Source organism: Gracilimonas sp., assembly GCF_014762685.1.
In the GTDB taxonomy this organism is placed as follows: Bacteria; Bacteroidota; Rhodothermia; order Balneolales; family Balneolaceae; genus Gracilimonas.
In genome coordinates this window covers 451,886-477,246 of the sequence record NZ_JABURM010000005.1, presented here as the reverse complement: position 1 = coordinate 477,246, position 25,361 = coordinate 451,886, and the positions used below count along the sequence as shown (strand labels likewise).

Here is a 25,361-nt window from a genome sequence, read left to right as displayed (position 1 = left end):
TTGGTCATGAATAAATTTCCCCTAGTAGAGATGTTGGCTTTTTTTAGCAGATACAGCAGGTTAGAAAAACCTGCATGGAGGAAGCCATATGTGAAGCACATGGATAAGGTGCGCTCTTGTCACAGTAAAGTAGATGGTGGAATAAAAAAATCCTTTTTCAGTATTGAAACAAAGAGTGGAGAACTCTTTGATCTGTGCTTTAATGAAGAAGAACTTTTGTGGTCATTAGAATCAGCACCAGGTTTAGAGGATAAAACCATTGATCGGGTTTTGGCTTTTATTCAGCGACATAAGCATACACCCTCAAGGGCACACCGAATTATCCCTTTCAGGTTTGAAATACTGCCTAAATCATTAGTCCAAAAAGAAAATGATGGCACTGAACTTCCTCTTATTCATCGGATGCAACCTTATAGGTTTCAGTCAGGTAAAATAAACTCTGCACAGGTAGTTGAAATCCCTACCCGACATATGGAAAATACCATGATAACCAAGCACCTAAACTATGTAGTAAAAACAGATCTACACCGTTTTTTTCACCTGGTATATATTTTGGATGAATTAGACTGGCGGTTTATGCAGGAAGTAGATGAGGAGCTGTTTTTTGCACGGTAATTCGTGCTTTATTATAACGACATGTTATATAAGCTGCTTCATTCTCCAAAAATTATCCAACTCAGATCTATTTCTTCTTGAGCTTTAAATTTTTCTATTTTTTCAATAATTGATTTTCTGTGAGCTACACCACACATAAAAATTGCCGTATTGAATTTACTGGTTTTACAATAAGAATAGATATTTCGAATCATTGAGTTTTCATATGTATCAATATCTTCATTAGCCACTTTATTTATCTCACTTTCACTTAAAAGTCGCTCTTCTAGCATTCGCATTTCGTCATGAAGCTTTATGCTTTCAACGCTATTAAGAAATTTAAACCCATGTTCTGCGGCCAAAGAATCAAAATTGTCAATCAAAATTTGCAACTCTTTTTTTTCACAAACTATATTGTATTTTTTTTCGAAAGAATCGGACAATCCATTATCAAGCACTGGAATATATTTAAAAGAGGTATTGAAGCCGTATTTCTGAATTGCACTTATTTCCAATTTCTTATGAAATATTCCAAATGATGAGAACAATGATTCTTCATAATCTGAATACGTTTTTTCAAGAGCTTCTAAAAAAATAACTTCTGGACTTATTCTTTCTATAATCTCACATAATTCATCGGCATTGCATTTACCAATCTCCTTATGAACTGTACTAATTAAAGTAATATTAGGCATGTTATGTAAAAATCGTTTGTGTAATTAGTAATAGTCATCAATTACTTTAGTCCATTTTTAAAAAGCAAGTTACCTCGATTCTTATCTCACACAAAATGTTAAGGCATTTGAAAAATCAAAGAGTTATCCAAATCGGGATTATAATCATCAGTTTCTGAGTCTTCAGGGCACCACGCTCCAAAAAAATCATCTACAAAACCTTCCGTTAATGTTAAATATAGACTTGTTGGAAATGGTTGTTTACGTACAATATAATCTAGCCTATATTGATCTTCTTGGTCTATAAAATCATAAGTTTTCAATTCATAAGTAAATCCCAGTTCAAGAATATCATGATCAAATTCTTTAATTATTTTATCTTTTGATAAAACTCGCTTTTCTAAGACTTCACTTTGGAATTGAGCTACTTCAGCAAGTAATGTGGAAATTGAAATTGCTTCAGAAGATTCAATTTTAAAATCAGTTATTCCTGTGGAAGGAAATTTATAAGAATATAATTCTCGATAGTCTCTAGCTTTTTCTAAGATCCCTTTTATTTGGCTACCAATTTGTTTGTCAAATTGACCTACCGCGTCTCCTACTATATTAATAATCTTAGAATGGGTTGAATTAATAAGTTTACCTTCATTCCAAAGGGCGTTTGGATTTGTAAATAGAACAGCTCTTGATAAGTTTAATAATGAGTAGTAAGTCAAATATGGATCGACAACTTTTAGATTTCTCTCATTTCCATATTCTAAAGAAGTCAACATAACGGTGGAAGACATTATCATCTTAATTGCCAGATAATTCCTTAAAACCCATTCAGAGTTCTTTTGTGTATCCCAATCTCTAGTTTGAGTAATGAAACTATTATCTAGTTTCTTCTTACCTTTTTCTAAGGCATTTTCATCAAAATATTCATGAAGGATCCTATACTCGTAGTTATCACCTATAATTTTTCTTGTTAGAAACTGATTCATAGAGGAACTATTATTTGTGTTATAACTTATTAATATGCGACAAGGGGTATCTTATAAGACGTCGTAAATATTCTAAAACATCCCTTACAATCACTTTTGAGACATCTTTTGAGACATCTTTTGGTTTATATGGGAAGTTAATGTCGCATAACCTCGTCGGTTAAATTCAATTAATTTTGTAAGGAATTGCTTCCTTATTACTCTACAAATATAACTTCATCTTTCACTAAGTCAATTACTTAATGAGAAGACGAAATAACGAAGCATGGGAGTTAGATAATGGATAAGGTGTTCAATATTTTACACTACCCGAATAAATCAGCTTTTTCAATAAGACCTGACTCGTTATTTCGCACATTACCTACAGCCTGAGAAACGATATACTCATCAATTCCATCATCAGGATAAGGTTTCAAAAACTCCGTCAGATAGTTCGGATCTTCGTGCTCAGGATTTAACCAATCATTAAATTCAGTTGGATGCAGGATAACAGGCATACGATCATGAATATCCTCCATCACCTTATTCGGTGAAGTGGTTATAATGGAATAGGATAGTTCTGCTGCCTTATCATCTGGTGCCAGATTTGAATAAATACCTGCAAAGCCCATAAGTTTGCCTTCTGTGGGGAAAATATAGTGTGGGGTTTTATTTCCCTTTTTCCCTGTCCATTCATAAAAACCATTGACTGGGACTATACACCTTCTTTGAATAAAAGCTTTACTCCACATCGGTTTTTTAGTAAGAGAATCATCTCGAGTATTAATTGGTAAAAATGGTTTCTTACCATCTTTTGGTTTCCATCCCATAAACCCCCAGTGCATTGGTTCCAAAATTCGTTTCCCCTCATCATTAATAAATGCAACAGGCATAATGGAAGTGGGGGCTACATTGTAATTTGGAGTAAGGTAAAATTCTCCCTGTTTGCCTGGGGTGCGGTATTTCCCACTGTCAATAGCATTCAGGAAGTCATTAACTTCATCAAGTTCTTTATAAAGGACGTATCTGCCACACATTGGGTGAAAGTTTTATTTTATTTGAAAAGGAATGTACGAATAGAACGAGATAATTCTTAAAAACACAATCTACTATGTCAGAAACAAATCTAAGATACAGAGATCTATTTCTTGTTTTAAGTTCTGAGCTAAAAACGTTGTTGCATTATTTCGGAGATGACCCGAAGTATCAGATGATACTGGAGGTATTTTCTGAGTACAAAGAGGATGAGTATAACTCTATGCCAAAACAGAAAGATTTGTTAGCACAGCTAGACCTTACAAGAACAAAATTGATGGAATTACTCCGTGAGCTATACCATGACTTCAAACACTCTATATTTCAGGCTCACACGTACCCAATAAAGAAGACAGAATATTTCGTAAACGTAGAGACGTTAGATAACGAGAATTGGCAAATTGGTTTAGATCACTTAGAGCATATACCCACAGTAGGTGATAAGTTTAGAGTACAATTTATTAAAGGAGAATACAGCTTCGGATATTTTGAAGTCAAAGAAGTGCACCATAGTATCGAAAATCAGGTTCACACAGTCTCAATCTTCGTAAGCGACAAATTTGATGATGAAGATATTAGTTTTATAGCTTAAACAAGCAAACATCGGCTATTTAATCCAGGTCCAGTTCTCCTAAAAACTTTGCTCTTTTGATTAGTGTACTCAATTCTGATCTCGCATTATTAACCACAATTTCAATTTCCTCATCATTCAATCCATGGGCTTCTCTATCCATGTACATTCCTTCCTTATTTACCTGTAATCCAAATTTGATGTATTGATTTATTTTATACCAATGATGCTCACTCCACTCATCTTGGTATTTAAATTCGGGCATATCAATCAAACCCTTAATTTTTTCCAAAACTACTTCCACAATTTGATTACTCAAATCCTCCATCATTTCGTTTTTGCTATGATGTCCCCGCATCAGATCTGGAGTATCCTTTTGAATTTCATTATCCCGAAGCTGATACCTGATAAGTATTATGATCACACCAACAGCAAAAAATAGTAGCCATCCCATATTTGAATACCTGTTCTATTAACTTATAAATTCAGCGATGATTGCCTCAGTAGCATCATCGACAATTTGGTTAATTTCATCCTCACTTAGCCCAAGTTTATTTTTACCATCAATTAAACTTTGGCGATAATTTTTAGAACGGTTGGCAATTTGTTCAAGCAATACATGCCCTAGAAAAAAGTCATCCATATCTTTATTCCGATCTAAAGATGATTTAGCAGCTTCTCTTAATTTAGCCTCTGTCAGTTTTCTCAAAAATGTTTTATTGGCTTCGTTACTCAAAATAAATCCCCCGTTAAATCCTTCAGTTATACTTGAAATCGGATCTAAAGTATATTCTTAACTAATGCTATAGTTTATGGACTAATCTATCTATCTGCTTTAAGCTTTACAAGTGAAAAAAGCAGACGGATTAAATATCGCACTTGGTAATACTGTAAAAGTCCTTAGAAATAATAAGGGCTTAACTCAGGAAGAATTAGCAGAAAGATGTGATACCAGTGCCGTGTATATCTCAGAAATTGAACGCGGGATAAAGCAGCCTACATTTCGTACAGTTTATATCATTTCAAAAGCTCTGGATTTGAAACTCCACCAGTTTGTAAAGAAAGTGGAATCAAATCTTACAAACGAAGATTAGGTGAAAGACTTATTCACAATCCACTTTAATGCTTTTCATGCTTGTTATTAAATGTAAGAATTCAAGCCCCATTTGCAGACTTACTAAGCTATCATTCAACTATTGCTGAAATAACTCCCCCGTTTCTTCGGTCATTTTTCAAAAATGTAGCGATTCAACAATAAAGTCTCTGAATGATTTCACTCTTTTTTGTAACAAAACTGCTATTCATCCCTCCTACTCATAGTAAAAAATTAATGGTACAAAAATCGGGGTTATTATGCTTAAACACGTTTTATTCACGGGCTTAATTTTATTTCTTTTCTCAGAATTTGCGACTGGACAAACAAAATTTAAAGAACGAGTTATGATTAATGTTGTCCATATAAAAGATTCATCACAGAAAAAAATCGCACAATACTCAAAGCTGGACTCTTTAGATATTATGGAATTAAAAACCAGATCAAAGAAGGTGGTTTTAGACATAAATAAAGGGGATCAATTGATCACTACTGTAGAAAAGACTATTAATGGAAAAACATATACCGTAAAATCTGATTCAATATTTTCTCAGAACGACGTTATTATAAAATCAATAAGTGAAACTTATTCAGAACGAGCCAGCATCTCCTCAGGTAGATATGCTGCTAATTTATATGCCTCTAATGATACTCTGTATATTAATTTTTGGCTGGCCGAACATAATGATTCAACTTATTATGATTTCGATGCTCCTAATGAAGCTGATTTCAAATTTCTCCCAAATAAAAAGTATTTCATAACGCTAAAAAACAGACAAGCAGTTTCATTCTGGGGGCATAATTGGGAAATTGGCGCTATTACCCTTCCCTTTAAAATGCACTTTGGGTTTGAAGAAAATAATGTAAAGGTACCAGCAGAATTTAATACAGACATTAATATTAGTACATTCGTAGGCAGAAGGTTAAGTCGAGTCAATTACAGGTATGATATGTATGAGGGTATGAAAAACAGAAATTTAAACCTTTCATATGGAGCCGTCCTCGGTTTTAGCGCTCAGGAAATCGACTCAAGCTCAACTTATTTATCCAACAATCCAGTCCTAACTAAAACTTCAGTACCTATATTTAATCTCGGAGTAGGACTATTATTTCATATAAGCGACTTTAATTTAGGAGTATTCTATGGTTGGGATTTTGGAATTGGGACAGCAGCAACAAAATGGAATTTTCATCAAAATGATTGGCTTGGTTTTGGGCTAGGTTATAAGATTGCTCTATTCAATAAGAAAGAGTAAGCAGTTTGGCAACGAGTAATGAATGGATCAAAAGAACCATTAGCTCTTCTGATCCAATTTATTATTTATTCCAGATTGAGTATTTCTTCTTCTAATCTCTGAGTTTGTTGATTTTCATTAAGCCAGTGGCTGAATAATTCACCTGTCTCTTCAGTAACCTGAAATATTGAATCCCCAAAGATATTAGTACGATCTTTACTTGCCATTGCCTGATGATTCATGTCCAAGTCAAAGACAGTAGTAAATTCATACTCTACCCCATCCCTCATAATCGGAGCCATGCCAATTTTTTGAGGTACGGCCTTCCCTTTCTCATTTTCCTGAAGCACATATTCCATTTTACTTCTCATGCATACAATCACATGAATCTTAGAAAACAGGATTGCTCTTAAAAATAAATCATAATGCACATTGGCATCAGACCAATTAGCAAAGCTGTTCCCTCCCCTCTTGTCTAGTTTAGTTTTATATTCCAGAATACCATTCCAGAAGTGAGTCGCAGAATCAATAACTAACGTATCATACTTCTGTTCCAGAGCTGTTTTAACAGGCTGAACCAGCTTATTGATTTCGTAAGGTGCTTCCACATTGACCACATCAAAATCAAAATCTGTTGCATACAAGGATGCACTTTCATTTTCAGTGTCAATGAGGGCTATTTTGCCATTCTCTGATATCCCTTTTGCCAGCCGTAAAGCTGAATAAGTTTTCCCTGATCCTGCTGGGCCAGTGATAGCTAGTTTTATAAATTTTCCTTTTCTCGTTGCTTTGTTAAACATAATTATTCTCCGTTTTTATTTAATTCTTAAGTGAGTGCCTCTTGGCAGTAGTGTTGCAATTTTTAGTGCATCTTCATCATCATTTAAAAGAGCAGTCCTAATTCCATCGAGATCTGGCTCCCGATAAACTCTTACAAACTGATCTGGCAACTTTTCTGGATTAACTTCATCAAAAACTTTGATGGGTTGTTTTCCTCCATTCTGACATACGGTAATAGTGAACTTATTGGTTTCCACTTTATCCCTTCCTCTACGTTCCAGGTAATGTTTAAGCCTGTCCTTCATACTCTTGGTTTTTTTGTTGTAGATAGAAGATCTTTCGGCTAATCGTTTAGCCTCTTCTGCTATCTCCTGAAATTTTTGAATCAGGTAGCAGTAGGCGTCAATCTTATCAGATTCTTTAGCGATGTACTCTTCAAGCCACTGGTCTATGGTATCGTCAATCTCTCCTTCATTCTCTATAAGCAGAGATTCAAGGGCGTAAAAGTGCTCTCCAATCTGAAATAGAGATTCTTTTGTTTTTGTTGGTGTTTTTATGTGTGAATTGGACATAGTTATCTCATGTTTTTGGTGATAAATGTGTAAAATTTTTCTGTACAGGTTTGGGGAGGCGGTTATGATAAACCTATAAAGTCTCGTTCTTTTAAAAGGAAAAGGGTTAGAGCAACCCTTTGTCCATAAAAGAAGTGTAGCCAGAGGTACTGATAATCAGATGATCTACAACTTGAATACCAAGTAGTCTTCCAGCTTTCTTGAGTCGCTTAGTAAGATGAATATCTGCCGTAGAAGCTCTGAGTATTCCTGAAGGATGATTGTGAGCTAATAAAATTGAATGGGCATGACTTAAAAGAGCAACCTGATAAACCATAGCAGGGTCTACAATGGTTGCTGTAGCGCCTCCACTGGAAATCTTTGCCCAACCTAATACCTTTTTTGCATTGTCGAGTAATACCACGGCAAACTCTTCTTTATAGCTTATGCTCCCATGATCCCAAACTCCCATAAGGAATTCGTATGCTTCTTCAGAGCTACTAATTGTTGGCATATTTTCAATCACGGGGTCTTTTGAGTAGCTGATACTGCAATAAGGCACTGAATCAGAAAGTGTGATATTTTTAAGTTTATTCATTGTTATTTATCCTCCTGTAAGACAATTTTAAAAGTGTTATATGGGTATTTTTTTCCTTCAATTTCATAGATCAGTCGGTGTTCTTCAGAAGGATATACGCGGTTAACAAAGTATATATCACTTTGGCTGATACCACCTTCATCTTTAACAGGAATTACCCTGAAAGGGCATTTTATTCTTTTGAGCACCCTCTGCTTATTAAAGATCAACAGGCTCGTTGCTGTGTAGTAAATTGGTTCATACATATTTGTTGAATGAAAAAGACAGATGATTTCTCACCTGCCTTCGTTGGTTACTGTTATATAGTAAATGAATGGAAAAGCATGAGTGGGAAAATACCTTGGATTTAGGGGCATAAGGGCACCCGCTCACACTCAAAAGTTGACAAGAATTTCAGTTAAGGAACCAAAACTCCTTTTCCTCTACCAGGGCACTGGTTAGCTGACTCATAAATTGATGGGCATTGAGTCCCCTATCCAAAAAAGTATCGATATAGGATGATTTATTGGATTCCGTGAAGAGGTTATACAGATTCCAAAGGGAGATACTCCCACCTCTGGGATTTCCAAAATTAGGATTACTGTAATACTCCTTAGTGATAGATGAGATTTGGGAATCATTGAGCAAAAAGTCAGGCAGCTTATCTCTTGCTGCCTTTGGAAGTTGCTGATACATTTTAGCTCTGCCTATCAGATTGGCAAACTGTTGCTCTCCAAGCTCCAATTCTCCCAACTGATCCCAAAAACCAAACTTTTCAAAATATCCTGAATCACAGAATTCAGTCACCATTTCAAAAATGGCTACTTCAAGCTGTCGTGGAGTAGAAACTTTTACGGTTTTACAAAAACCTTCATTCCACACACAAAGGTTGGTACAGACTTTATTAAGAAAGCCCACAAATATTTTAAAGTGTTCAGGTGCCCCCTTACTTCGGTTGAGGTTGTCAAGATTATATGCTTTAATCCCTCCTACTGTTAAGGCCAGAGTATTTCCATTAACGGTTTTAGAAATAGAAGGAATCTGGATCACAAAAGCCGTGCGCTCATAATAAATAGTGCGCTCATGGTCTAAAAGTTCACTCGCAGATTTGTGCTTTGCCTCTGGTATACGTCCTTTTATTGGGTGTGAAACCCTGATATTTGGCTCTATAACATGCTCACCACTAAAGACATGATGAGTAACTCCAACTGCTATATCTATAAACTCAGGAGTCGAAATAACAGGCTCATTGTCCTTAATAAAAACGGGTATAATGTGTTCACGTTGGATAGTTTCCAATTCCAGTTTTTCAGTGTTAGCTTCTATAAAGGGTGAAGAGTTATCATGTTCAGTATGGGCCTCATTCTCAGTAATAATCAGTTCATTATTCATAACAAATAAATTTGGGTTGAAATAATAAAAGGCAAGCAGTCTTTCGACTACCTGCCTTGTGTGAATGTTGATGTTGGAGTGTAGTTAAGCCACTAATTCCTCATCTCTGGTGAAGACAGCTTCCTCCATAGTTTCTGTTGAGCTTGGATCATACTCATAGGTATGACTTAAAATGACCACTTCTCCACTCTCAGGAATGGTATAATCATAGGGTTCACATGGAATGCGAACAATTTTTCCTGGAAGTTCTCTTCCAATTAGTGATTCACACTTTTCAGCATCAAAATTACTTGGTACTGTTGTTGTGCGGGCTGTGAAATATACATTGCCAGTTTCACTGGTTACTGTTTCAAGATCACCTTCCAGCACTAATGCATTGAAAGATTCCCCTTCTGAATTTTTTCTGTTGACATAACTTTTGATTTTAACCATGATTATTTGATATTTAATTAAAGTTTAAGTGACGGGGATAGTTATACCCCCAAGACTTTGTGGGGGTGTTTGAGATAGGTGGTCTGCGCATTCACAGAGAATTAAAATTCTAGGCGGGGGGATGTTGTTTGTTATCAGAATAAAAGGGGCTTAAAATAATTCGATTTTTTTCTTGCGCTCACATACAATCTGCTCTATATTTGTTTCTATAGAATAATTTTCAATAGAAAATACTGGTATTTATATAAACTTTTCTAAGCCAGTAAAACCCACGAAGGGTGTATTTAACGTATTATTGGTAAGGCATATCAGCCAATATTAACAGAAGTCCCATGGTGGTTACACTATAGAATAAGCGCTGCATATATCCCACCTACTGTAGCCAAATAAGATGGTTATGCCATACAGAGATTAACGATGAAGCTACCGCAAAGACCTAAGGAGCCGCTCTCTTAATTTTTAATATTAAAATAATGGCAGATGTAATTTTAACAAACATATGCACAACTAATGATTTTGAGGCTTTTGAACGAAGATTATTTAATGAGTTGAAGAGCTTCAAAGAACTCCATGCAAACAACCAGGAATGGTTTACATCAAAAGAAGCAATGGAGTATCTCAGAATAAAAGAAACCAAACTTTACAATTTGATAAGTAAAGGAATAATAAAACAATATGAATTAGATGGAAGCAAGAGATATAACCGCAATGAACTTTATGAGGTATTGAAAAATGATACATTATAGAAAAGAAGAGGAAACGAATATACTAAAAAAAGACTCCGATGGAGTTTATCATGACATTAATACAAGAACTCCGTTAGCATTAAATACATACAGATTAGACTTATACCAGAGTGACTGGAAAATAGAAAAGATCGCACTTTTTGAGCTGTTTATTGTGCTATCAATGATATACGGTAAGGTTTTTTATTACCAAAAAGAACGGTTTTTAGAGAATCTTAGATTAAGTGATCATGCATACCGTAAATATAGAAGAGAATTAGAAAATGCTGGATTTATCAATATTAAACCTGGCAATAAAAAGAATAATTTTAAAAATAGATATTCAGTCAACTTTGATTGCATCATCAATAACATAGAAGAAATATATCATTTCAATCAATTTGATAATAAATTTATAAATGAAGCATATAAAAATGATTTCGTGGAACTTTTCGAACACTATAAGAATAAGGTTGAAAATTTAGAGGATTCCCAATTTCCATATATTTATAACCGTTAAATATACATTTCAGTAAAAAGGCTGGTTGAATACAACTAAGAGAAATAGTAAAAGGGTTTTAAACTATTTTACTTGGGTGATATCAACCAGCCTTAATTTTACTCCCTAATTTTTTTAAATATTCCCAGCTTTTTTCATTTCAGCTATCACTTTTTCATCGGTTACCTTAGCATAGATCTTTGTAGAATCAATTGAGCTATGCCCTAACATAAGGCTTACTCCTTCCAATGAAACTCCTTTATCCATTGCAACTGTAGTGGCAAATGTCCTTCGGGCATCATGTGTACACAACTCCTTTTTGATGCCACAAAGATCCGCTACCTCCTTCAAATAAGCATTGTAATTTTGATTACTTGGAACAGGGAATATTTGTTCACTGTCATCTTTATGTTGGAATCCGTACTTATCCAGAAGTTCCACTGCCCTCTTATTTAATGGTATAATTGATCTTATATCAGTCTTCTGCCGCCTTGTCTCTATTAAAAGAACGTCTTCCCTGTTTTTTATATTTGCAGGTGTTAGGGCTGAAATATCGGAGTATGCGAGACCTGTGTAGCAGCTAAAGAGGAAGAAATCTTTGATTCTTTCTAGTCGCTCAATATCAAACTCTTTTTCTTCTAAGCTTTTAAGCTCTTCCGAAGTTAAGTACTGTCGATCTATGTCTTGATATTTCATTTCAATATTTAAGAATGGATCTTCATTAAGCCATTTTCTTTTACGAGCTTCATCCACTACCACCTTAAAGTTTTTCATGTACTTAATTGTCGTGTTATGATTCAGATCTTTATCGATCTTAAGATAATCCATAAAATCACGAACCATAGAGCTATCTATTTTGGTAAATAAGATATCTTCTTCCCTTACCTTTTCAGTTAGAAAATCACGAAAATGATATTTTGTAGTCCTGTACTTTTTATAGGTGGATTCACTGTAATCTCGTCCTATTAGGGATTCAACACGATCTAAGTATTTATCCCAGTAATCAAGGATATATCGTTTTTCTCTTTTTCCTGTGAGGATCTTTTTTATTTCACTTAAAGTCGGTTCTTCTTCTGATAAAAGAAATTTTGACTCTATATCGGCTACTTTGGATTGTATTTGGTCTAATTTGAAGTTAATAGCTTTGTATTCCCTTCCTGTACATCTTTGTTTATCAGTATCCCATTTCTCGGGTTTAACCTTCTGCTTGGTGTATATTTCTACTTTTCCTGAGTTATTTGTGAGTCGAAGATAGATTGGAGCTAGTCCTTTTTGGTCAACTTTATCATTTCTGATATAGAAGTATTTATTGGTATTAAACATTGTTTTTACTTGTTTTTTGTTAATGTTTGATACCAAAAATGAGAATTTGATTTGGTAACCTATATGGTAACCAGAATCATGAAGAGAATAGGTGAAATACAAAGTACTAAAAACAAAAAATCCCTTCACATCAACGATATGAAGGGATTTAAAGAATTATGTACTAATATTAGTGGAGGTGCGGGGAGTCGAACCCCGGTCCGAGAAGGTAAACCTGCAAGCATCTACATGTTTAGTCACTGATTAAAAATTCGCCTGAAGCCGAGCCCAGTAACTAAGCGACTTCAAACTATTCTGTTTTAGTTTTACGCAATGGCGACAGAAAGCACCACTGCGCTATCCTATCTTGTATGACGATCGGCTTGGCAATGATAGGCACTTAACCAAGGGATCGGCTTAGCAGTTTATGCTGCTAGGCGGTATGAGTAATTATTGTCAATTACTTTTGTTCCATAATGATTGTTATTACGAGAATCATTGGACAATCTCGACATGCAACTTACGGCGCTACTCAACCCGTCGAATCCAGAACACCCCCAATACGTCAATGAACTGCCTTAAATATACGAAATTTTTAGCTCTTTATTGTAATCCAACTAACTAGATAATTATAAATGTTAAATGCTAAATGTTATGTTATAGACACGTACATTTAGCATTTAACATTCAAAATTCAACATTTCAAAAATGAAATTCGGCAGCGTAGATAATCCCTCAGAAATCGACTTCACCCTCCCGGAAGACCATCCCGACACTTTAAAAATATTAAATAAAAGAGGCAGTAATAGCTTTGATGCTTACGTAGGCTGTGCCAAGTGGAATAAAAAAGATTTAAAAGGTTTTTATCCGCGGGGAACTAAAGATGAACTGGAATACTATTCCCGGCAATTTAACTCTATTGAGCTGAATGCCACCCATTACAGAATGTATGGTCCGGAGCAGGCAGAAACATGGGCAGAGAAAACACCGGATGATTTTAAATTTTTCCCAAAGGTGGTAAACAGCATTTCACATTTCAAAAGACTGAAGGCAATTGAAGCACCGCTTGAAGAATATCTTCATGGAATGCGTGGGTTTGGGGATCAGCTTGAAATGATTTTCCTTCAGCTGCGTGATGATTTCAAACCAAAGGATTTTGACCGGGTTCAACGATTGGTTGAAATTTGGCCTGATGATATACCGTTAGCCGTAGAATTACGGCACACCGATTGGTTTAATAATGCTGCAGTAGCCAACCAAGTGTATCAACTTTTTGAAGAATATGGGGTGGCTAATGTTATAACCGATACAGCCGGACGGCGTGATCTACTGCATATGCGCCTCACCTCACCGGTTGCTTTTATTCGCTATGTTGGAGCCAATCACGAAAGTGACTATACACGACTAGATGATTGGGTTGAGCGATTAAAGTACTGGAAAGAGCAGGGAATGGAAAAACTATATTTCTTCGTTCATCAGAATATCGAGAAAGAATCTCCGTTACTGTCGGCACATTTCATCAAAAAAATTAACAAAGAATTGGGAACCAATCTTAATATACCGGGTGAAGATGGGCAAGGGGATTTAGGACTCTAACTTTATCGTCAGTAATTCGTTTGAAATTTTATAATTAAATTGGAACTGTTCATTCTTCATGCATCGTATTCAGACACTGTTACTTTTCTTCATATTTTTAATTATATCTTCCTCTTCTTTAGCCCAGGAAAAAGCCTCTATTAGTGGATACATTACTGACTCCGAAACCGGGGAAACCCTCATCAGTGCCAATATTGGATTCCGTGAAATTAATAAAGGAATGGCTTCAAATACGCTGGGCTACTATTCTATCCCAAATCTTGAACCCGGCTCCTATATAGTTTTCTGCAGCTATGTTGGATACCGGCCTTACCAAAAAGAAATCACCCTGAAACCCGGACAAAATTTACGCCTTGACGTAGAATTAATTCCCGAAAGTATTGAGCTTGAAGAAATTGAAGTCCGATCACGGGCCGAACAAGAAGAGCAGAGGAATATCGGAACTGCCCAGGTAAAAACTGAGCTTATCAAAGAATTACCCTCTGTATTTGAAGCCGATGTCTTCCGCTCCATACAGTTATTGCCCGGGGTAAAAGCGGCTTCCGACTTTTCAAGCGGCTTGTATATTCGGGGCGGAAGTCCGGATCAAACCTTGATTTTACTTGATCGAACTACCGTGTATAATCCCAGCCACTTTTTTGGATTCTTCTCTACTTTTAATCCCGATGCCATTAAGGATGTCAGACTTTATAAAGGCGGATATCCTGCTCAATACGGAGGAAGGCTTGGTTCGGTTCTGACCATTTACAATAAAGATGGAAACAGAAACAAAACCTCAGGCTCGGCAACAGTGGGACTTTTAGCATCACGAGCTTCAATTGAAGGGCCTTACAGCAAGGGCTCCTGGATGTTTGCAGCACGGCGTTCCACATTGGAACCCCTTTTGGCAGGGCTGAGACAAACCATAGACAACATCCCAAGTAAATTTTACTTCTATGACTTTAATGGAAAAATAAACCTTGATGCTTCAGACAAAGATAAATTTTCACTCGCTTTCTATGCCGGTAAAGACAGGGTTACTTTTCCCTTCGGAGATGATGCCGAATTTAACCTTGACTATGGTAACCAGACCCTGAGCGGAAACTGGACTCATATTTTTTCGGAAAAACTGTTTTCCAATTTTGTTTTGACCGGTTCCCGGTATTTTAACCTGCCTAAATTTGAAATTGCCGGTACGCCTTTTACCCGCGAGAATAACATTTATGACTTTTCCTTTAAGTCAGATTTGGAATATTTGCCCGGAAATAATCATCAAATTAAAACAGGGATTTGGGCAGGGGTTTTTACCTTTAAGCTTCAGGATTCATTCGATAATGAGAATACTTTTAACAATCGTATTCAAAACCAATACTCCTCCTTTTATGTGCAAGACGAATGGCGCCCTTCCGATCAATGGATTTTTACCCCGGGTGTTCGGCTTAATTACTTTTCCGCCGGCGATTATGTCCGGGTGGAACCAAGATTTTCTATGGAGTACAGGCCATCAGAAAAAATCCGCCTTCAGGCAGCCTATGGCAGATACAATCAGTTTCTTACCCTTATTTCGAATGAAGCTTTTTCAGGCTTTGATGTTTGGCTGACATCCGCAAAAGGAGTGTCACCGGCTTACGGAGATCAATTTGTTGTGGGAGCCAAAACCATCCCCTTTAACAATTATGGACTTGACGTTGAACTCTACTATCGAAGTATGCATGATTTGTTTGAGCTGGACCCCTTCCTTCCTGATGTTGCAGGTCTGCTCTATGAAGATGTATTTCGCATAGGTGAAGGATATGCTTACGGAATAGAGATATTTTTTGAAAAAAGAGCCGGAAAATTTACAGGCTTCCTCGGCTATACCCTTGGTTATACCTGGCGAAGATTCCCGGGATTCAATACAGAGATAACACAGGGAGATCAAACTGCTCGTTTCTATCCTCCAAAATATGATCGGCGGCACGATGTTAATTTAGTTGGAAATTATCAGCTGAGTGATAAATGGAAAGTGACCGGTTCTTTTAATTTTGCCACCGGCCAGTCTTACACAGAGGTATTGGGGCGATACGTTCAGTTCGACCTGCCGTGGACTAACGACAATCGCAACGCATTTACTGTTGGTAAAGTGAACGCATCCCGCCTGCCCAACTACCACCGAATGGACCTTTCTTTTTCAAGGACCGGACGCTTCTTCAACTTTGGAGATTCTGAACTTCAACTGCAACTGATTAATGTATATTCGCGGCGTAATATCTGGTTCTATAACTATGACTTCAATGAGAACCCGGTAGATATTAACGAAGTAGCTCTTTTACCCATATTGCCTTCAATTTCTTACACCGTTAATTTTTGAGCAATGAATAAATTATTTGTAATACTGATCCTGACTGCTGCTTTTATAACTTCCTGTGAAACTTATCCTCAGGATGAATATGAAGAATTTTATGTAGTGGAATCTTATTTAGTGGCTAATCGTGAACTCCCCAAAGTTCGATTATCCACAACCTCTGAGGCAACTGAATTGTATGATTTTGAAGAGTTAGCCATCAACGATGCTAACGTCGAAATTCAATTACTGGAAGCAGGCCCTGAAAGCAACGTCGCTGAAACTTTTAATTACGCCAACGAATTTCCCGGTCTTTATTTTCCACAAGTCATCCACGAAGTACTCCCGGCCAGAACTTATAAAATTGAAATTACCTTTCCGGAATTACCGGATATAATTACTGCACATACTGTGGTCCCGGATACCTTCCAAATACTATCCGGAGTTCAGGATACTGTGGTTTATCAGTCTTCAGAACAACTTGAAATTACCTTAAGCGAAAGCTCATATCCCGGCCGTCAAAACATATTCGTATTTAATGCTCTGAGCCTGAACCCGGATGAACGGTTACTGACACCCCTTTATTCAGAATTATATAAAGATGGAGACCAAACCGAAGAAAGCCTGCTTAATTTCGCTAATAACAGTTCTGGAATTATTAACCAAGGTAATTTCGATGTAAACCCTGATGGTTCTTTTACTATTAAATTTCCATGGATTGGTATCGCCTTCTATCAGGATAATTTAATAGTGGCAAATACTATGGATGACAATATTTATGACTTTATTCGTTCTCAGGAAGTTCAATTGGGAGGATCCACGCTTTCACCGGGAGAAATGCAAAATATTATAACTCATGTCAGAGGTGGTATCGGGGTGTTCGGTTCCGTAGCTTCTGATACCGTTCAAACTTACGTAAAGCGAGCCCTTTTTTGATATGATATCCCGAATTACACTTATTTTATTGGTGACTTTAGTTTTTTCCGATCCGGTATCTGCACAGGCATCGGGGGAATTTGAAATTGCACGCGCCAAATACCGCGGGGGCGGCGATTGGTATAATGATCCCTCTGCTTTACAAAACTTAATTCTCTTTGCTAAAGCTAACGTACCTATTCCTATCTCTGAATCATATAAGGATGTATCTTTGGGCAGTGCTGAGCTGCACTCATACCCATTTATATTTCTCACCGGTCACGGGAATATTACGCTGAATTCAGCTGAGGCAAACAATCTGCGGGAATATCTTGAGAATGGAGGATTCCTCTATATTGATGATGACTACGGCTTGGATAAATACATCCGTCCGGTCATAAAGCAAGTCTTCCCAAACGAGGAATTTGTTGAAATCCCTTTTAATCACCCTATCTATGATCAAGTGTTTGAATTTGGAAGCGGTCTCCCAAAAATTCACGAGCACGATAATAAACCACCGCAGGGTTTTGGGATTTTTCATGAAGGCCGGCTGGTTGTTTTTTACAGCTATGAATCAAATCTCGGCGATGGATGGACAGATGCCGAAGTTCATAACACGCCGGAATCCTTACGCCAAAAAGCTCTGCAAATGGGCCTCAATGTTTTAGTATATGCCCTCACCCGTAATTAACCTTGCATCACTATGAAAATCATTGTGCCATATATATTTTCGGGGAAATTGTGAGATTGAGGGATGAAAGTTGAGAGTTGATAAAGTGATAGAGATTGGGTATAACCCCCAATCCTGACCTGCCACAGTTATTAAATTTGGCTTACAATATTAGACATGCATCCATCAACTCTCAACTTTCACTTTATCACTTCTCATTCTTCATTTTGTACTGAAAAACTTTCTCATTGACTTCGTTACTCAGTCCCTTTTCCGGATCGGGGTATAAATCATCAGGGTCAGATGTTTCCCTCCGGGTGAGTTTGGATTTCACATCTTTTTGGCGTTCCATTAATTCAAGACGTTCATCTGCTTTTGCGGATCCGATAAGATCAGCCAGTTCATTCAGTTTACGTTTATAAAAATTGATTTGAGCAGCCCGAATAGAGCTCTTTGCGGTTTTATAAGGATTTTTATCCTTCTCATATTTTAATCCCACTTTTTCTTCATGGCGGTCACTTGCCGTGTGCTGTTCTAACAGCACGTCCCCTACCAACCTTGGGAAAGGGTCATCTTCGCCAGTATACGTATTTATCGAAAAATCTTTTTCCTTTTTATAACGGTCAATTATATCCTCATAAAACACCCGAAGTTCATCATCTTCAAAAAGCTTGGCGTTGGTAAAAGAGCAAACATATTCTACCATATTCCTTCCATAGGAAATCATCAGACGAATCAGCTCTTTTTCAAAATGCGGTTTTTTTCGGGATGCAACCGCCGAAGTTCTTTGTCCGGGATGGGGTGGTTGTTCTTCTCCAGATGAAGCGTCATCCTTATTTTCCTGAACCCGCTGCCGAGCCTCTTCTCTTCTTTCTGAACGCTTTTCTTCCCAGCGTTTGTCATTCATTACGCGCTCCAGCTGCTCGTACAAATCACTCTCTTTTACTTTCTGGAACTTTTGCATTTTTTGATGCAGGTACTGAACATACACCTGACGCTGTATAGAGTCTTTAATATTGGCTATAGACTCCAAAATCTCGGTAATTACTTTAGGCTTTTCAGTGGGTTTATCCAGGCGTCCCTCTTCACCGGCTTTCAGAAGCAAGAAATCAACAAAATCACCGGCTTCTTCTTTTTTCAAGTCCTCAAATGATTCCTTTCCAAACTGCTTCACAAATGAATCCGGATCCTGACCTTCCGGCAGCTCCAGCAACTCAACTTCCATACCTTCCGCCAATGCAATATTGATTCCGCGCTTCATGGCTGTTTGGCCGGCACTATCCGAATCATAAATCATTAAAATACGCTCACCATACCGATGTAAAATTTTCATCTGCCCAGGAGTAAGTGACGTTCCGCTGCTGGCTACCACATTTCTAATCCCGTGCTCCATCAGTGTAATAACATCCGTATAGCCTTCAACCAAAATAACTTCCTTATGCTTCCGGATTTCATTTTTGGCAAAATTCACTCCATAAACCACCTCACTTTTATTATAAACCTTGGTTTGGGAGGAGTTGATGTATTTCGCTGTTTTTTCATTTCCCAAGACCCTTCCCGCAAAAGCAATTACTTTACCCGTGGGATTAAAAATAGGGAACATCAGCCGCCCCCTGAAAGTGTCATAATAACCGCTTCCCCGGTTACTGGGTTTGATAAGGTCGGCTTCAACCAAATACTGTTCATCGATCCCGGCATTTTTAGCCGCTTTCCACAGTTCTTCACCGCCGGAGGGCGCATAACCAAGCCCATATTTTTTATACACAGCACGATTATATCCCCTGTCTTCCAGGTATTTAACGGCTGTTTCCGCTTCCGGATTTTCAATCAAATTTCGATAATAAAAAACACCTGCAAACTTCAGCGCATGCAGAATGCCTTCCCTTAGTTGTGTGGTTTCACTGGGTTCATCATTATCTTCTTCTGGGATAAATACACCATAGCGGTCAGCAAGTTGCCGAATGGCTTCGGTAAACCCAACTCCTTCCTGATCCATTACAAATTTAAAAACATCTCCTGATTCACCGCACCCAAAGCATTTAAAAATTTCCAACCTGGGGGTAACATTGAAAGAAGGAGTTTTCTCATCATGATAAGGACACAGCCCTACAAACCCGCTGCCCGAACGCTTCAGTTTTACATAGTCCGATACTACTTCCACAATATCTGCAGCGGCGCGTACTTCTTCCTTTTTTTCGTCACTTATCATAGCTAATAATGAGCATTTACTGACTGGAAATAAAGTGAAATTATGAATTCATTGAGATTATTTCCGAGATGTGAGTTATATAGTATTCAGAACTTATTTTTACGGTCTTTTTTACAATAGGTTAATTTAAAGTAATGTACTCAAGGCTAAAATAAATCATTGGCGTAGACTGTTAGTAACACGTACATTTACATGGTTACAAAAATTATATCATTACAGTTATCATTTTATGAAAGGCATTATTAGAGCAGCTTCCTTATTTATTGTTGGAGTTTTGATACTGGGTATCACTCCAATTCAGGCCCAAAGCATTTCCGAGTTTCTATTCGGACAACGTGTAAACAAAAATTTTTCTGATATAAAGCTCGATAAAGTATCAGAAGAATATCTCGATTCTTTGGTGGTGAATACTTCATTAAAAGAAAAAATCGGGCAATTGTTTTTTGTACCCGCCGAAGGTGAATTCACAAACAGAGACTCCCGTAGTTTCAAGCAATTACAAGAGCTGGTGCGAAAACATAATATTGGCGGTATCATTTTTATGCGTGGGGATATATACGGCCAGGCGGTGATGACCAATAAATTGCAGCGAATGTCGAAATTTCCTTTATGGATTTCGCAGGATATGGAATTTGGAGCTGCCATGCGTGTTTCCGGAACCACCCGGTTTACACCTGCCATGGGAGTAGCTGCTACCGGAGATAAGCGAAATGCTTTTATGATGGGCAAAATCACTGCCATTGAAGCAAAAGCTCTTGGAGTTCACCAGATTTATGCCCCAGTTTTGGACGTGAACAACAACCCGGATAATCCTGTAATTAATGTTCGTTCCTTTTCCGGCGATCCTGAAATGGTTGCTGAGTTTGGAACAGCGTTCATGCAGGGCGTACAAAGTGAAGGCATGATAGCCACCGCCAAACATTTTCCCGGTCATGGGGATACTGATGTTGATTCACACAGTGATTTACCCGTGGTAAATTACAACTACAATCGTCTCGACTCCCTCGAACTTATCCCATTCCGGGCTGTCATAAATGGGGGCATTTCAAGTATAATGAGTGCCCATATCGCTTTCCCAAAACTTAATATAAATGAGTTCCTTCCGGCTACACTCGACCCGATTGTTCTTACTGACCTACTCACCGATTCTCTGAATTTTAACGGTATGGTAGTAACTGATGGGCTTGAAATGAGTGGAATCACCTCGCAATACTCACCGGGGAGAGCAGTGGTTCGCGCATTAAATGCAGGTGCCGATATTATGCTTATCAGTCCTGACGTTTATACGGCCATTAATGAAGTTGAAAAGGCCGTTGAATCAGGAGAAATCACCGAAGAAAGAATCAATAAGTCATTTACAAAATTAATGCTCTGGAAACAGCAGTATGGACTTTTTGATCGTAATAACCAAGTGGACATCGAATCGTTGGACACCAAAATTAACACGGCTTTTCACCGTGCCGAATCTGACCGCATTGCCCGGGAGTCGGTTACCATTCTTAAGAATAAGGATAGCATTCTTCCATTACTTCCTTCTGAATATCCCAGGATAATGGTGATTTCTGTGGCTGATGACCGATCAGGAGATACAGGAAATTCATTTGTTCGTCAACTCAGAGACTACCACCCCAATGTCTCTTCATACATTTACGACAAACGTACCAGTGAGGAAGACAAACGTGAAATGCTTAGAAAAGCTAAAGAAGTTGATTTGGTCCTTATCAGTTCTTTTATCTACCTGAGGTTCGGGCAGTCTATTCACCTCTCCTCCGACCAACTGTCTTTTTTGCGGCGTGTATTGAAGATGAAGAAACCTTCCCTTTTGGTTTCTTTTGGGAATCCATATGTACTGTCGGATTTGAAAGAAGCCGATGCCCATGTCTTGGGCTGGTATAATTCCCGACAACAAGTAAATGGAGTAGTTCCGGCCTTATTTGGAGCTTCCAAAGTAACTTCAAATTTACCTATTGAAATACCGGGCCTATATGAACTTGGTTCAGGTATTCATATGGATCATACAACCTTACGTTTCGGCAATCCTGAGGAGGTAGGATTAGACCACAATAAACTTTTTGAAATTGATGATATAATAAATGAAGCTATTCGTGATTCTGTATTTCCCGGAGCGGTAGTCGGAATTGTCAAAGATGGAGTGCTGGCTTACAATCAGGGATATGGATACCAGGATTATACCAAAACCGAAGCCGTTAAAAATACTGATGTTTATGATCTTGCCTCCATCACAAAAGTCATGGCTACAACAGCATCAACAATGAAATTAATTGATGAAGGAAAACTGAGTCTTGATGACCGGATTTCAAAATTCTTTAAGGAATTTGATACCGGAAAAAAGAGAAAAATTACTGTCCGTGATATTTTATTGCACCAATCGGGACTCCCCCCATTCCGAGTATATGTGGATTCAATCAAAACCCGCAAGGAAATTATTCATGCAATTAAAAATGAACCGCTTACATATGAACCGGGAAGTAAATATGTGTACAGCGACTTAGGTATGATTCTTCTGGGGGAAATCATCCATGAAGTTTCAGGTAAATCCCTGGATCTATATTCAAGAAGTGAGCTTTTCTTTCCTATGAATATGTACAGTACCTTTTTTAATCCCGCCACTAAAAGCCGATGGCTTGTAAATAGAATTGCTCCTACTGAAATTGACACGGTGTTCGGACGAGGGCTGGTCAAGGCCAGGGTTCATGATGAAAGGGCTTATTTTATGGACGGAGTTGCAGGACATGCCGGCTTATTCTCATCCAGTATTGATATGGCTAAATTCAGTACCATGTTGCTTAATGATGGAACTTATTCCGGCAGACAATACCTCTCACCCGAGATTATCAGAAAATTCACTACCGAGCAATCAAAGCACAGTGGGCGCGGATTGGGCTTTGACCGCAAAAGTGAAGATGGGTTTTCTACAGCCGGAAGCCTTGCCGGTGATGACACCTTTGGCCATCTTGGGTTTACCGGTACCAGTTTGTGGATTGACCGTGAAAAAAATATGGCTGTCATTTTGCTAACCAACCGAACTTTCCCTCACCGGTCGTATGGGAAAAGAATTAGCCAAATCAGAGCCAAAGTTGCAGATGCCGCATACAAAGCGATAATGAATTGATATGAACTGGAATTTACTTTACAAACGAGCCTATATCCCTTATTCCGAGAGACCGGCTGCTTGTGTAGTTGAAAGTAAAAACGGTCACTTTTATGCCGGGGTACGGATTGAAAATGTTTCATATCCGATTACGATACCTGCTGTTCAATCGGCCTGTGCTATATGTTTAAGTGAGGGCGAGATCCCTGCCGGGTTATATATCGAAAACAGGGAGTTTGATCAACTGGACTTTTGGGTCAAAGAATTTAACCTGAAAGTTCATGAAGTCGAAAGCCCCCCTATTGAAAATACAGAAGATCTGTTTCATCCTGCTGATAATAATTTTAATACGCTGCCAAAACTTAAGTCTCTGCTTACAAAAGCAGTTACTCCAAATTCGGACTTTCCCGTTTCGGCTATGCTTTTTACTAATGACGGATATTTTGAAGGTGTTAATATAGAAGTCAGTGACTGGACCAAAGGGCTCTGTGCTGAGCGAGTTGTTATCGCCAAAGCAATTACTGCAGGTATAACTGAATTCGAGAAATTGGAAATACACACCAAAAAAGGTGAAATAAGCAGTCCTTGCGGAGCTTGCCGGCAAGTAATTGCAGAATTTCTGCCTTATCATGAAATTAAATTACATCATGCTGAAGGAACACTTTCTGAACACCTTTCCATCGATTTGCTTCCCTTTAATTTTAAATCAGCATCCTTAAAGAAACAAGGTTGATTATGGGTCTGACGGCTCAAAGCTTATCCGACCAATGGTTGAATTTGAGCAAAACAGCCCTTGTTCATCCATCAGAAGGATAATCCCGCAGATGGATTTCGTGATAATCCGGAGTAACCTTGATGCATCCGAAGGTCCTATCTACTAATGGAATTACCCGAAGTTACACAGCAGGAGCTATTTAACAAAGCTGAAGCTGAGAAGTCTAAAAATGGCCGGCGAATTCCCACCCTTTGGTTTCAAAACGATGAATCCATCAAATATGTTTTTTTAGCCGACTAACTCAAGTAATTCAAAAGAAATATTATAGTCATGAGCAACAAATTAAAGACTCTTTCAAATTCTCAGCTTGAAACTCTCATCTCCAAAAGCATCAGCGAGTACCTTAATGAAGAAGTGAAATGCAATGTGCATCACACCGACATCCCAAACATAGATGATGAAGACAAGATCGAGCATAGCAACAAACGAACCATGACTTTCAGGGCTGATCTGTCGTATACAGAGACGGACCGGGTGTAGGTAATCCGCGGCCTGTTCCGAAAACTATTGGGATTCCATTTCATTCGTATGTTCGAACTTTGGTGATACATGAAACTATTCTGAGGTTTTTAAATTGTACAATAAATGAAGAAAATTTGAATCACCAAATGAATTTAGAGGTGAATTAGTTATTCAACTAAGCCAAACATTGGGTAATTTAATGTGAATCACAATACGCATAAAACATGTCCATAAATTATATCGCTGTTCTTGATCATCATCATCTTGAAAATTCTATCTTCCTCACCTCCTTTGCAAAATCCCTGGCCAAATTGGGAGATCGAAAAGGAATTATTATTCATGGAGACAGCCCTTATACGGATCGGCTTATTCAAACAGGAATGATGCGGGAAGATGCTCGGCTCCGCGCCACTAAAGATCTTAATAAACGCCTGATTGGGTTATTTGCTGATCAGGGAGTAGCCACCATTGGAATACACGGGTTTCAAAAAGGACTTGTTAAAAAAAAGAGCGGGAAAATAGATCTCGATACCGACGCCCTGCAATCACTTCATGCTACTCCAAATCTACTGATTTCAAATCTTGTTGATGAAAATGGAAAAGCCTCTCATGTTCCTCTTCCTGATTTTACTAAATCCATTTCAAAAGCACTGAGTAAAGTTGAAATTCTGCTTTTCTCTAAGAATGAAAAAGATGAAATCTTAATCTCTAAATCTGAAGAAAAATTATTATGGGATCATTTGACGGACGAATTTTTAGGAGAATCCATCCCCGATGAATTCCAGGATTTTAATTATCCGGTGAAATTAACTACTGCAAACGACTTCAAAAACTGGCCAAAATTGGAAAAAGTGACCATTATCCAATGAAAACTAAAAAAAAGATCATTTTTACTGTA

At 37.8% G+C, this 25,361-nt stretch carries 28 protein-coding genes and 1 other RNA gene; 15 read left to right on the top strand and 14 right to left on the bottom strand.

All coding sequences use genetic code 11. The features are described from left to right. Positions 1 to 6: 6 nt before the first annotated feature. Entirely contained in the window at positions 7 to 615 is a 609-nt protein-coding gene (locus HUJ22_RS02270; protein WP_290873129.1) for a hypothetical protein, read from the top strand. A 38-nt stretch (positions 616 to 653) separates the two neighbouring features. Here the strand turns inward: HUJ22_RS02270 and HUJ22_RS02265 are convergent, their stop codons facing one another. The 3 genes from HUJ22_RS02265 to HUJ22_RS02255 all read right to left on the bottom strand — a co-directional run bounded on the left by HUJ22_RS02265 (position 654) and on the right by HUJ22_RS02255 (position 3,267). Further along, positions 654 to 1,289, bottom strand: a complete 636-nt coding sequence (locus HUJ22_RS02265) for a hypothetical protein (protein WP_290873127.1) — start codon at positions 1,287 to 1,289, stop codon at positions 654 to 656. Between the two features lie 98 nt (positions 1,290 to 1,387). Next, on the bottom strand, positions 1,388 to 2,251 hold the full coding sequence (locus HUJ22_RS02260; protein WP_290873125.1) for a hypothetical protein: 864 nt from the start codon (positions 2,249 to 2,251) through the stop codon (positions 1,388 to 1,390). A 305-nt stretch (positions 2,252 to 2,556) separates the two neighbouring features. After that, positions 2,557 to 3,267 carry an SOS response-associated peptidase gene (locus HUJ22_RS02255; RefSeq protein ID WP_290873124.1) on the bottom strand — a complete coding sequence of 237 codons (711 nt, stop codon included), beginning with the start codon at positions 3,265 to 3,267 and terminating at the stop codon, positions 2,557 to 2,559. A gap of 74 nt (positions 3,268 to 3,341) precedes the next feature. Here HUJ22_RS02255 and HUJ22_RS02250 point away from each other — a divergent pair, with 74 nt between their 5' ends. Continuing rightward, positions 3,342 to 3,857: a hypothetical protein gene (locus tag HUJ22_RS02250; protein WP_290873122.1), complete on the top strand. Its 516-nt coding sequence runs from the start codon at positions 3,342 to 3,344 to the stop codon at positions 3,855 to 3,857. Between the two features lie 19 nt (positions 3,858 to 3,876). Here HUJ22_RS02250 and HUJ22_RS02245 read toward each other — a convergent pair whose 3' ends face one another. Further along, positions 3,877 to 4,290, bottom strand: a complete 414-nt coding sequence (locus HUJ22_RS02245) for a hypothetical protein (protein ID WP_290873120.1) — start codon at positions 4,288 to 4,290, stop codon at positions 3,877 to 3,879. Between the two features lie 18 nt (positions 4,291 to 4,308). Further along, complete coding sequence (locus tag HUJ22_RS02240) at positions 4,309 to 4,572, bottom strand: hypothetical protein (protein ID WP_290873118.1); 264 nt, start codon at positions 4,570 to 4,572, stop codon at positions 4,309 to 4,311. Between the two features lie 112 nt (positions 4,573 to 4,684). Between HUJ22_RS02240 and HUJ22_RS02235 the strand changes: the two genes are divergently transcribed. Together HUJ22_RS02235 and HUJ22_RS02230 are read left to right on the top strand one after the other, a co-directional pair. Continuing rightward, entirely contained in the window at positions 4,685 to 4,930 is a 246-nt protein-coding gene (locus HUJ22_RS02235) for a helix-turn-helix transcriptional regulator (RefSeq protein ID WP_290873116.1), read from the top strand. 259 nt (positions 4,931 to 5,189) lie between these two features. Further along, on the top strand, positions 5,190 to 6,185 hold the full coding sequence (locus tag HUJ22_RS02230; protein WP_290873114.1) for a hypothetical protein: 996 nt from the start codon (positions 5,190 to 5,192) through the stop codon (positions 6,183 to 6,185). Positions 6,186 to 6,250: 65 nt separating this feature from the next. Here the strand turns inward: HUJ22_RS02230 and HUJ22_RS02225 are convergent, their stop codons facing one another. The 6 genes from HUJ22_RS02225 to HUJ22_RS02200 all read right to left on the bottom strand — a co-directional run bounded on the left by HUJ22_RS02225 (position 6,251) and on the right by HUJ22_RS02200 (position 9,896). Then, positions 6,251 to 6,964, bottom strand: a complete 714-nt coding sequence (locus HUJ22_RS02225) for an ATP-binding protein (protein WP_290873112.1) — start codon at positions 6,962 to 6,964, stop codon at positions 6,251 to 6,253. A gap of 15 nt (positions 6,965 to 6,979) precedes the next feature. Then, on the bottom strand, positions 6,980 to 7,516 hold the full coding sequence (locus HUJ22_RS02220) for a siphovirus Gp157 family protein (RefSeq protein ID WP_290873110.1): 537 nt from the start codon (positions 7,514 to 7,516) through the stop codon (positions 6,980 to 6,982). Positions 7,517 to 7,622: 106 nt separating this feature from the next. After that, complete coding sequence (locus HUJ22_RS02215) at positions 7,623 to 8,093, bottom strand: RadC family protein (protein WP_290873107.1); 471 nt, start codon at positions 8,091 to 8,093, stop codon at positions 7,623 to 7,625. A gap of 2 nt (positions 8,094 to 8,095) precedes the next feature. Then, positions 8,096 to 8,338 carry a hypothetical protein gene (locus tag HUJ22_RS02210; RefSeq protein ID WP_290873104.1) on the bottom strand — a complete coding sequence of 81 codons (243 nt, stop codon included), beginning with the start codon at positions 8,336 to 8,338 and terminating at the stop codon, positions 8,096 to 8,098. Between the two features lie 148 nt (positions 8,339 to 8,486). Continuing rightward, positions 8,487 to 9,464, bottom strand: a complete 978-nt coding sequence (locus HUJ22_RS02205; RefSeq protein ID WP_290873101.1) for a DUF3871 family protein — start codon at positions 9,462 to 9,464, stop codon at positions 8,487 to 8,489. An 84-nt stretch (positions 9,465 to 9,548) separates the two neighbouring features. Further along, positions 9,549 to 9,896, bottom strand: coding sequence for a hypothetical protein (locus HUJ22_RS02200; RefSeq protein WP_290873098.1), 348 nt, complete (start codon positions 9,894 to 9,896; stop codon positions 9,549 to 9,551). Positions 9,897 to 10,369: 473 nt separating this feature from the next. Between HUJ22_RS02200 and HUJ22_RS02195 the strand changes: the two genes are divergently transcribed. Beyond that, positions 10,370 to 10,642 (top strand): helix-turn-helix domain-containing protein, encoded by a 273-nt coding sequence (locus HUJ22_RS02195; protein WP_290873095.1) that lies wholly within the window; start codon positions 10,370 to 10,372, stop codon positions 10,640 to 10,642. Next, a complete protein-coding gene (locus tag HUJ22_RS02190; RefSeq protein WP_290873092.1) occupies positions 10,629 to 11,141 on the top strand; it encodes a hypothetical protein in 513 nt (170 codons plus the stop codon). The genes HUJ22_RS02195 and HUJ22_RS02190 overlap by 14 nt, the downstream gene beginning before the upstream one ends. A gap of 114 nt (positions 11,142 to 11,255) precedes the next feature. Here the strand turns inward: HUJ22_RS02190 and HUJ22_RS02185 are convergent, their stop codons facing one another. Beyond that, positions 11,256 to 12,443 carry a site-specific integrase gene (locus tag HUJ22_RS02185; protein WP_290873089.1) on the bottom strand — a complete coding sequence of 396 codons (1,188 nt, stop codon included), beginning with the start codon at positions 12,441 to 12,443 and terminating at the stop codon, positions 11,256 to 11,258. Between the two features lie 170 nt (positions 12,444 to 12,613). Next, positions 12,614 to 12,981: a transfer-messenger RNA gene (gene ssrA / locus HUJ22_RS02180) on the bottom strand. A 149-nt stretch (positions 12,982 to 13,130) separates the two neighbouring features. On the opposite strand from ssrA, the gene HUJ22_RS02175 reads away from it, so the two are divergent. From HUJ22_RS02175 to HUJ22_RS02160, 4 genes are read left to right on the top strand one after another with little or no spacing between them, the layout of a single operon-like run. Continuing rightward, on the top strand, positions 13,131 to 14,018 hold the full coding sequence (locus HUJ22_RS02175; RefSeq protein ID WP_290873084.1) for a DUF72 domain-containing protein: 888 nt from the start codon (positions 13,131 to 13,133) through the stop codon (positions 14,016 to 14,018). A 58-nt stretch (positions 14,019 to 14,076) separates the two neighbouring features. Next, positions 14,077 to 16,347: a TonB-dependent receptor gene (locus HUJ22_RS02170; protein WP_290873081.1), complete on the top strand. Its 2,271-nt coding sequence runs from the start codon at positions 14,077 to 14,079 to the stop codon at positions 16,345 to 16,347. Between the two features lie 3 nt (positions 16,348 to 16,350). Then, positions 16,351 to 17,256: a DUF4249 family protein gene (locus tag HUJ22_RS02165; RefSeq protein ID WP_290873078.1), complete on the top strand. Its 906-nt coding sequence runs from the start codon at positions 16,351 to 16,353 to the stop codon at positions 17,254 to 17,256. Position 17,257: 1 nt separating this feature from the next. After that, entirely contained in the window at positions 17,258 to 17,926 is a 669-nt protein-coding gene (locus HUJ22_RS02160; RefSeq protein WP_290873075.1) for a DUF4159 domain-containing protein, read from the top strand. Between the two features lie 187 nt (positions 17,927 to 18,113). Here HUJ22_RS02160 and dnaG read toward each other — a convergent pair whose 3' ends face one another. Continuing rightward, a complete protein-coding gene (gene dnaG, locus HUJ22_RS02155; RefSeq protein ID WP_290873072.1) occupies positions 18,114 to 20,114 on the bottom strand; it encodes a DNA primase in 2,001 nt (666 codons plus the stop codon). Positions 20,115 to 20,343: 229 nt separating this feature from the next. Between dnaG and HUJ22_RS02150 the strand changes: the two genes are divergently transcribed. From HUJ22_RS02150 to HUJ22_RS02130, 5 genes are all read left to right on the top strand, one after another. Then, complete coding sequence (locus HUJ22_RS02150; RefSeq protein ID WP_290873069.1) at positions 20,344 to 23,247, top strand: glycoside hydrolase family 3 N-terminal domain-containing protein; 2,904 nt, start codon at positions 20,344 to 20,346, stop codon at positions 23,245 to 23,247. Between the two features lies 1 nt (position 23,248). Next, positions 23,249 to 23,959 (top strand): cytidine deaminase, encoded by a 711-nt coding sequence (locus HUJ22_RS02145; protein ID WP_290873066.1) that lies wholly within the window; start codon positions 23,249 to 23,251, stop codon positions 23,957 to 23,959. A gap of 147 nt (positions 23,960 to 24,106) precedes the next feature. After that, positions 24,107 to 24,241: a hypothetical protein gene (locus HUJ22_RS02140; RefSeq protein ID WP_290873063.1), complete on the top strand. Its 135-nt coding sequence runs from the start codon at positions 24,107 to 24,109 to the stop codon at positions 24,239 to 24,241. 30 nt (positions 24,242 to 24,271) lie between these two features. Beyond that, positions 24,272 to 24,481 (top strand): hypothetical protein, encoded by a 210-nt coding sequence (locus HUJ22_RS02135; RefSeq protein ID WP_290873060.1) that lies wholly within the window; start codon positions 24,272 to 24,274, stop codon positions 24,479 to 24,481. A 206-nt stretch (positions 24,482 to 24,687) separates the two neighbouring features. Continuing rightward, positions 24,688 to 25,332, top strand: coding sequence for a hypothetical protein (locus tag HUJ22_RS02130; protein ID WP_290873057.1), 645 nt, complete (start codon positions 24,688 to 24,690; stop codon positions 25,330 to 25,332). Positions 25,333 to 25,361: the final 29 nt, after the last annotated feature.

What these genes read in the sequence shown, in the direction of transcription:
- HUJ22_RS02255 (WP_290873124.1), bottom strand. Translation starts at nt 3,267, where the DNA reads ATGTGTGGCAGATACGTCCTTTATAAAGAACTTGATGAAGTTAATGAC.
- HUJ22_RS02200 (WP_290873098.1), bottom strand. Translation starts at nt 9,896, where the DNA reads ATGGTTAAAATCAAAAGTTATGTCAACAGAAAAAATTCAGAAGGGGAA.
- HUJ22_RS02165 (WP_290873078.1), top strand. Translation starts at nt 16,351, where the DNA reads ATGAATAAATTATTTGTAATACTGATCCTGACTGCTGCTTTTATAACT.
- HUJ22_RS02245 (WP_290873120.1), bottom strand. Translation starts at nt 4,290, where the DNA reads ATGGGATGGCTACTATTTTTTGCTGTTGGTGTGATCATAATACTTATC.
- HUJ22_RS02145 (WP_290873066.1), top strand. Translation starts at nt 23,249, where the DNA reads ATGAACTGGAATTTACTTTACAAACGAGCCTATATCCCTTATTCCGAG.
- HUJ22_RS02270 (WP_290873129.1), top strand. Translation starts at nt 7, where the DNA reads ATGAATAAATTTCCCCTAGTAGAGATGTTGGCTTTTTTTAGCAGATAC.
- HUJ22_RS02130 (WP_290873057.1), top strand. Translation starts at nt 24,688, where the DNA reads ATGTCCATAAATTATATCGCTGTTCTTGATCATCATCATCTTGAAAAT.
- HUJ22_RS02140 (WP_290873063.1), top strand. Translation starts at nt 24,107, where the DNA reads ATGGAATTACCCGAAGTTACACAGCAGGAGCTATTTAACAAAGCTGAA.
- dnaG (WP_290873072.1), bottom strand. Translation starts at nt 20,114, where the DNA reads ATGATAAGTGACGAAAAAAAGGAAGAAGTACGCGCCGCTGCAGATATT.
- HUJ22_RS02260 (WP_290873125.1), bottom strand. Translation starts at nt 2,251, where the DNA reads ATGAATCAGTTTCTAACAAGAAAAATTATAGGTGATAACTACGAGTAT.
- HUJ22_RS02225 (WP_290873112.1), bottom strand. Translation starts at nt 6,964, where the DNA reads ATGTTTAACAAAGCAACGAGAAAAGGAAAATTTATAAAACTAGCTATC.
- HUJ22_RS02185 (WP_290873089.1), bottom strand. Translation starts at nt 12,443, where the DNA reads ATGTTTAATACCAATAAATACTTCTATATCAGAAATGATAAAGTTGAC.
- HUJ22_RS02150 (WP_290873069.1), top strand. Translation starts at nt 20,344, where the DNA reads ATGAAAGGCATTATTAGAGCAGCTTCCTTATTTATTGTTGGAGTTTTG.
- HUJ22_RS02250 (WP_290873122.1), top strand. Translation starts at nt 3,342, where the DNA reads ATGTCAGAAACAAATCTAAGATACAGAGATCTATTTCTTGTTTTAAGT.
- HUJ22_RS02230 (WP_290873114.1), top strand. Translation starts at nt 5,190, where the DNA reads ATGCTTAAACACGTTTTATTCACGGGCTTAATTTTATTTCTTTTCTCA.
- HUJ22_RS02190 (WP_290873092.1), top strand. Translation starts at nt 10,629, where the DNA reads ATGATACATTATAGAAAAGAAGAGGAAACGAATATACTAAAAAAAGAC.
- HUJ22_RS02135 (WP_290873060.1), top strand. Translation starts at nt 24,272, where the DNA reads ATGAGCAACAAATTAAAGACTCTTTCAAATTCTCAGCTTGAAACTCTC.
- HUJ22_RS02265 (WP_290873127.1), bottom strand. Translation starts at nt 1,289, where the DNA reads ATGCCTAATATTACTTTAATTAGTACAGTTCATAAGGAGATTGGTAAA.
- HUJ22_RS02215 (WP_290873107.1), bottom strand. Translation starts at nt 8,093, where the DNA reads ATGAATAAACTTAAAAATATCACACTTTCTGATTCAGTGCCTTATTGC.
- HUJ22_RS02170 (WP_290873081.1), top strand. Translation starts at nt 14,077, where the DNA reads ATGCATCGTATTCAGACACTGTTACTTTTCTTCATATTTTTAATTATA.
- HUJ22_RS02210 (WP_290873104.1), bottom strand. Translation starts at nt 8,338, where the DNA reads ATGTATGAACCAATTTACTACACAGCAACGAGCCTGTTGATCTTTAAT.
- HUJ22_RS02160 (WP_290873075.1), top strand. Translation starts at nt 17,258, where the DNA reads ATGATATCCCGAATTACACTTATTTTATTGGTGACTTTAGTTTTTTCC.
- HUJ22_RS02205 (WP_290873101.1), bottom strand. Translation starts at nt 9,464, where the DNA reads ATGAATAATGAACTGATTATTACTGAGAATGAGGCCCATACTGAACAT.
- HUJ22_RS02220 (WP_290873110.1), bottom strand. Translation starts at nt 7,516, where the DNA reads ATGTCCAATTCACACATAAAAACACCAACAAAAACAAAAGAATCTCTA.
- HUJ22_RS02195 (WP_290873095.1), top strand. Translation starts at nt 10,370, where the DNA reads ATGGCAGATGTAATTTTAACAAACATATGCACAACTAATGATTTTGAG.
- HUJ22_RS02175 (WP_290873084.1), top strand. Translation starts at nt 13,131, where the DNA reads ATGAAATTCGGCAGCGTAGATAATCCCTCAGAAATCGACTTCACCCTC.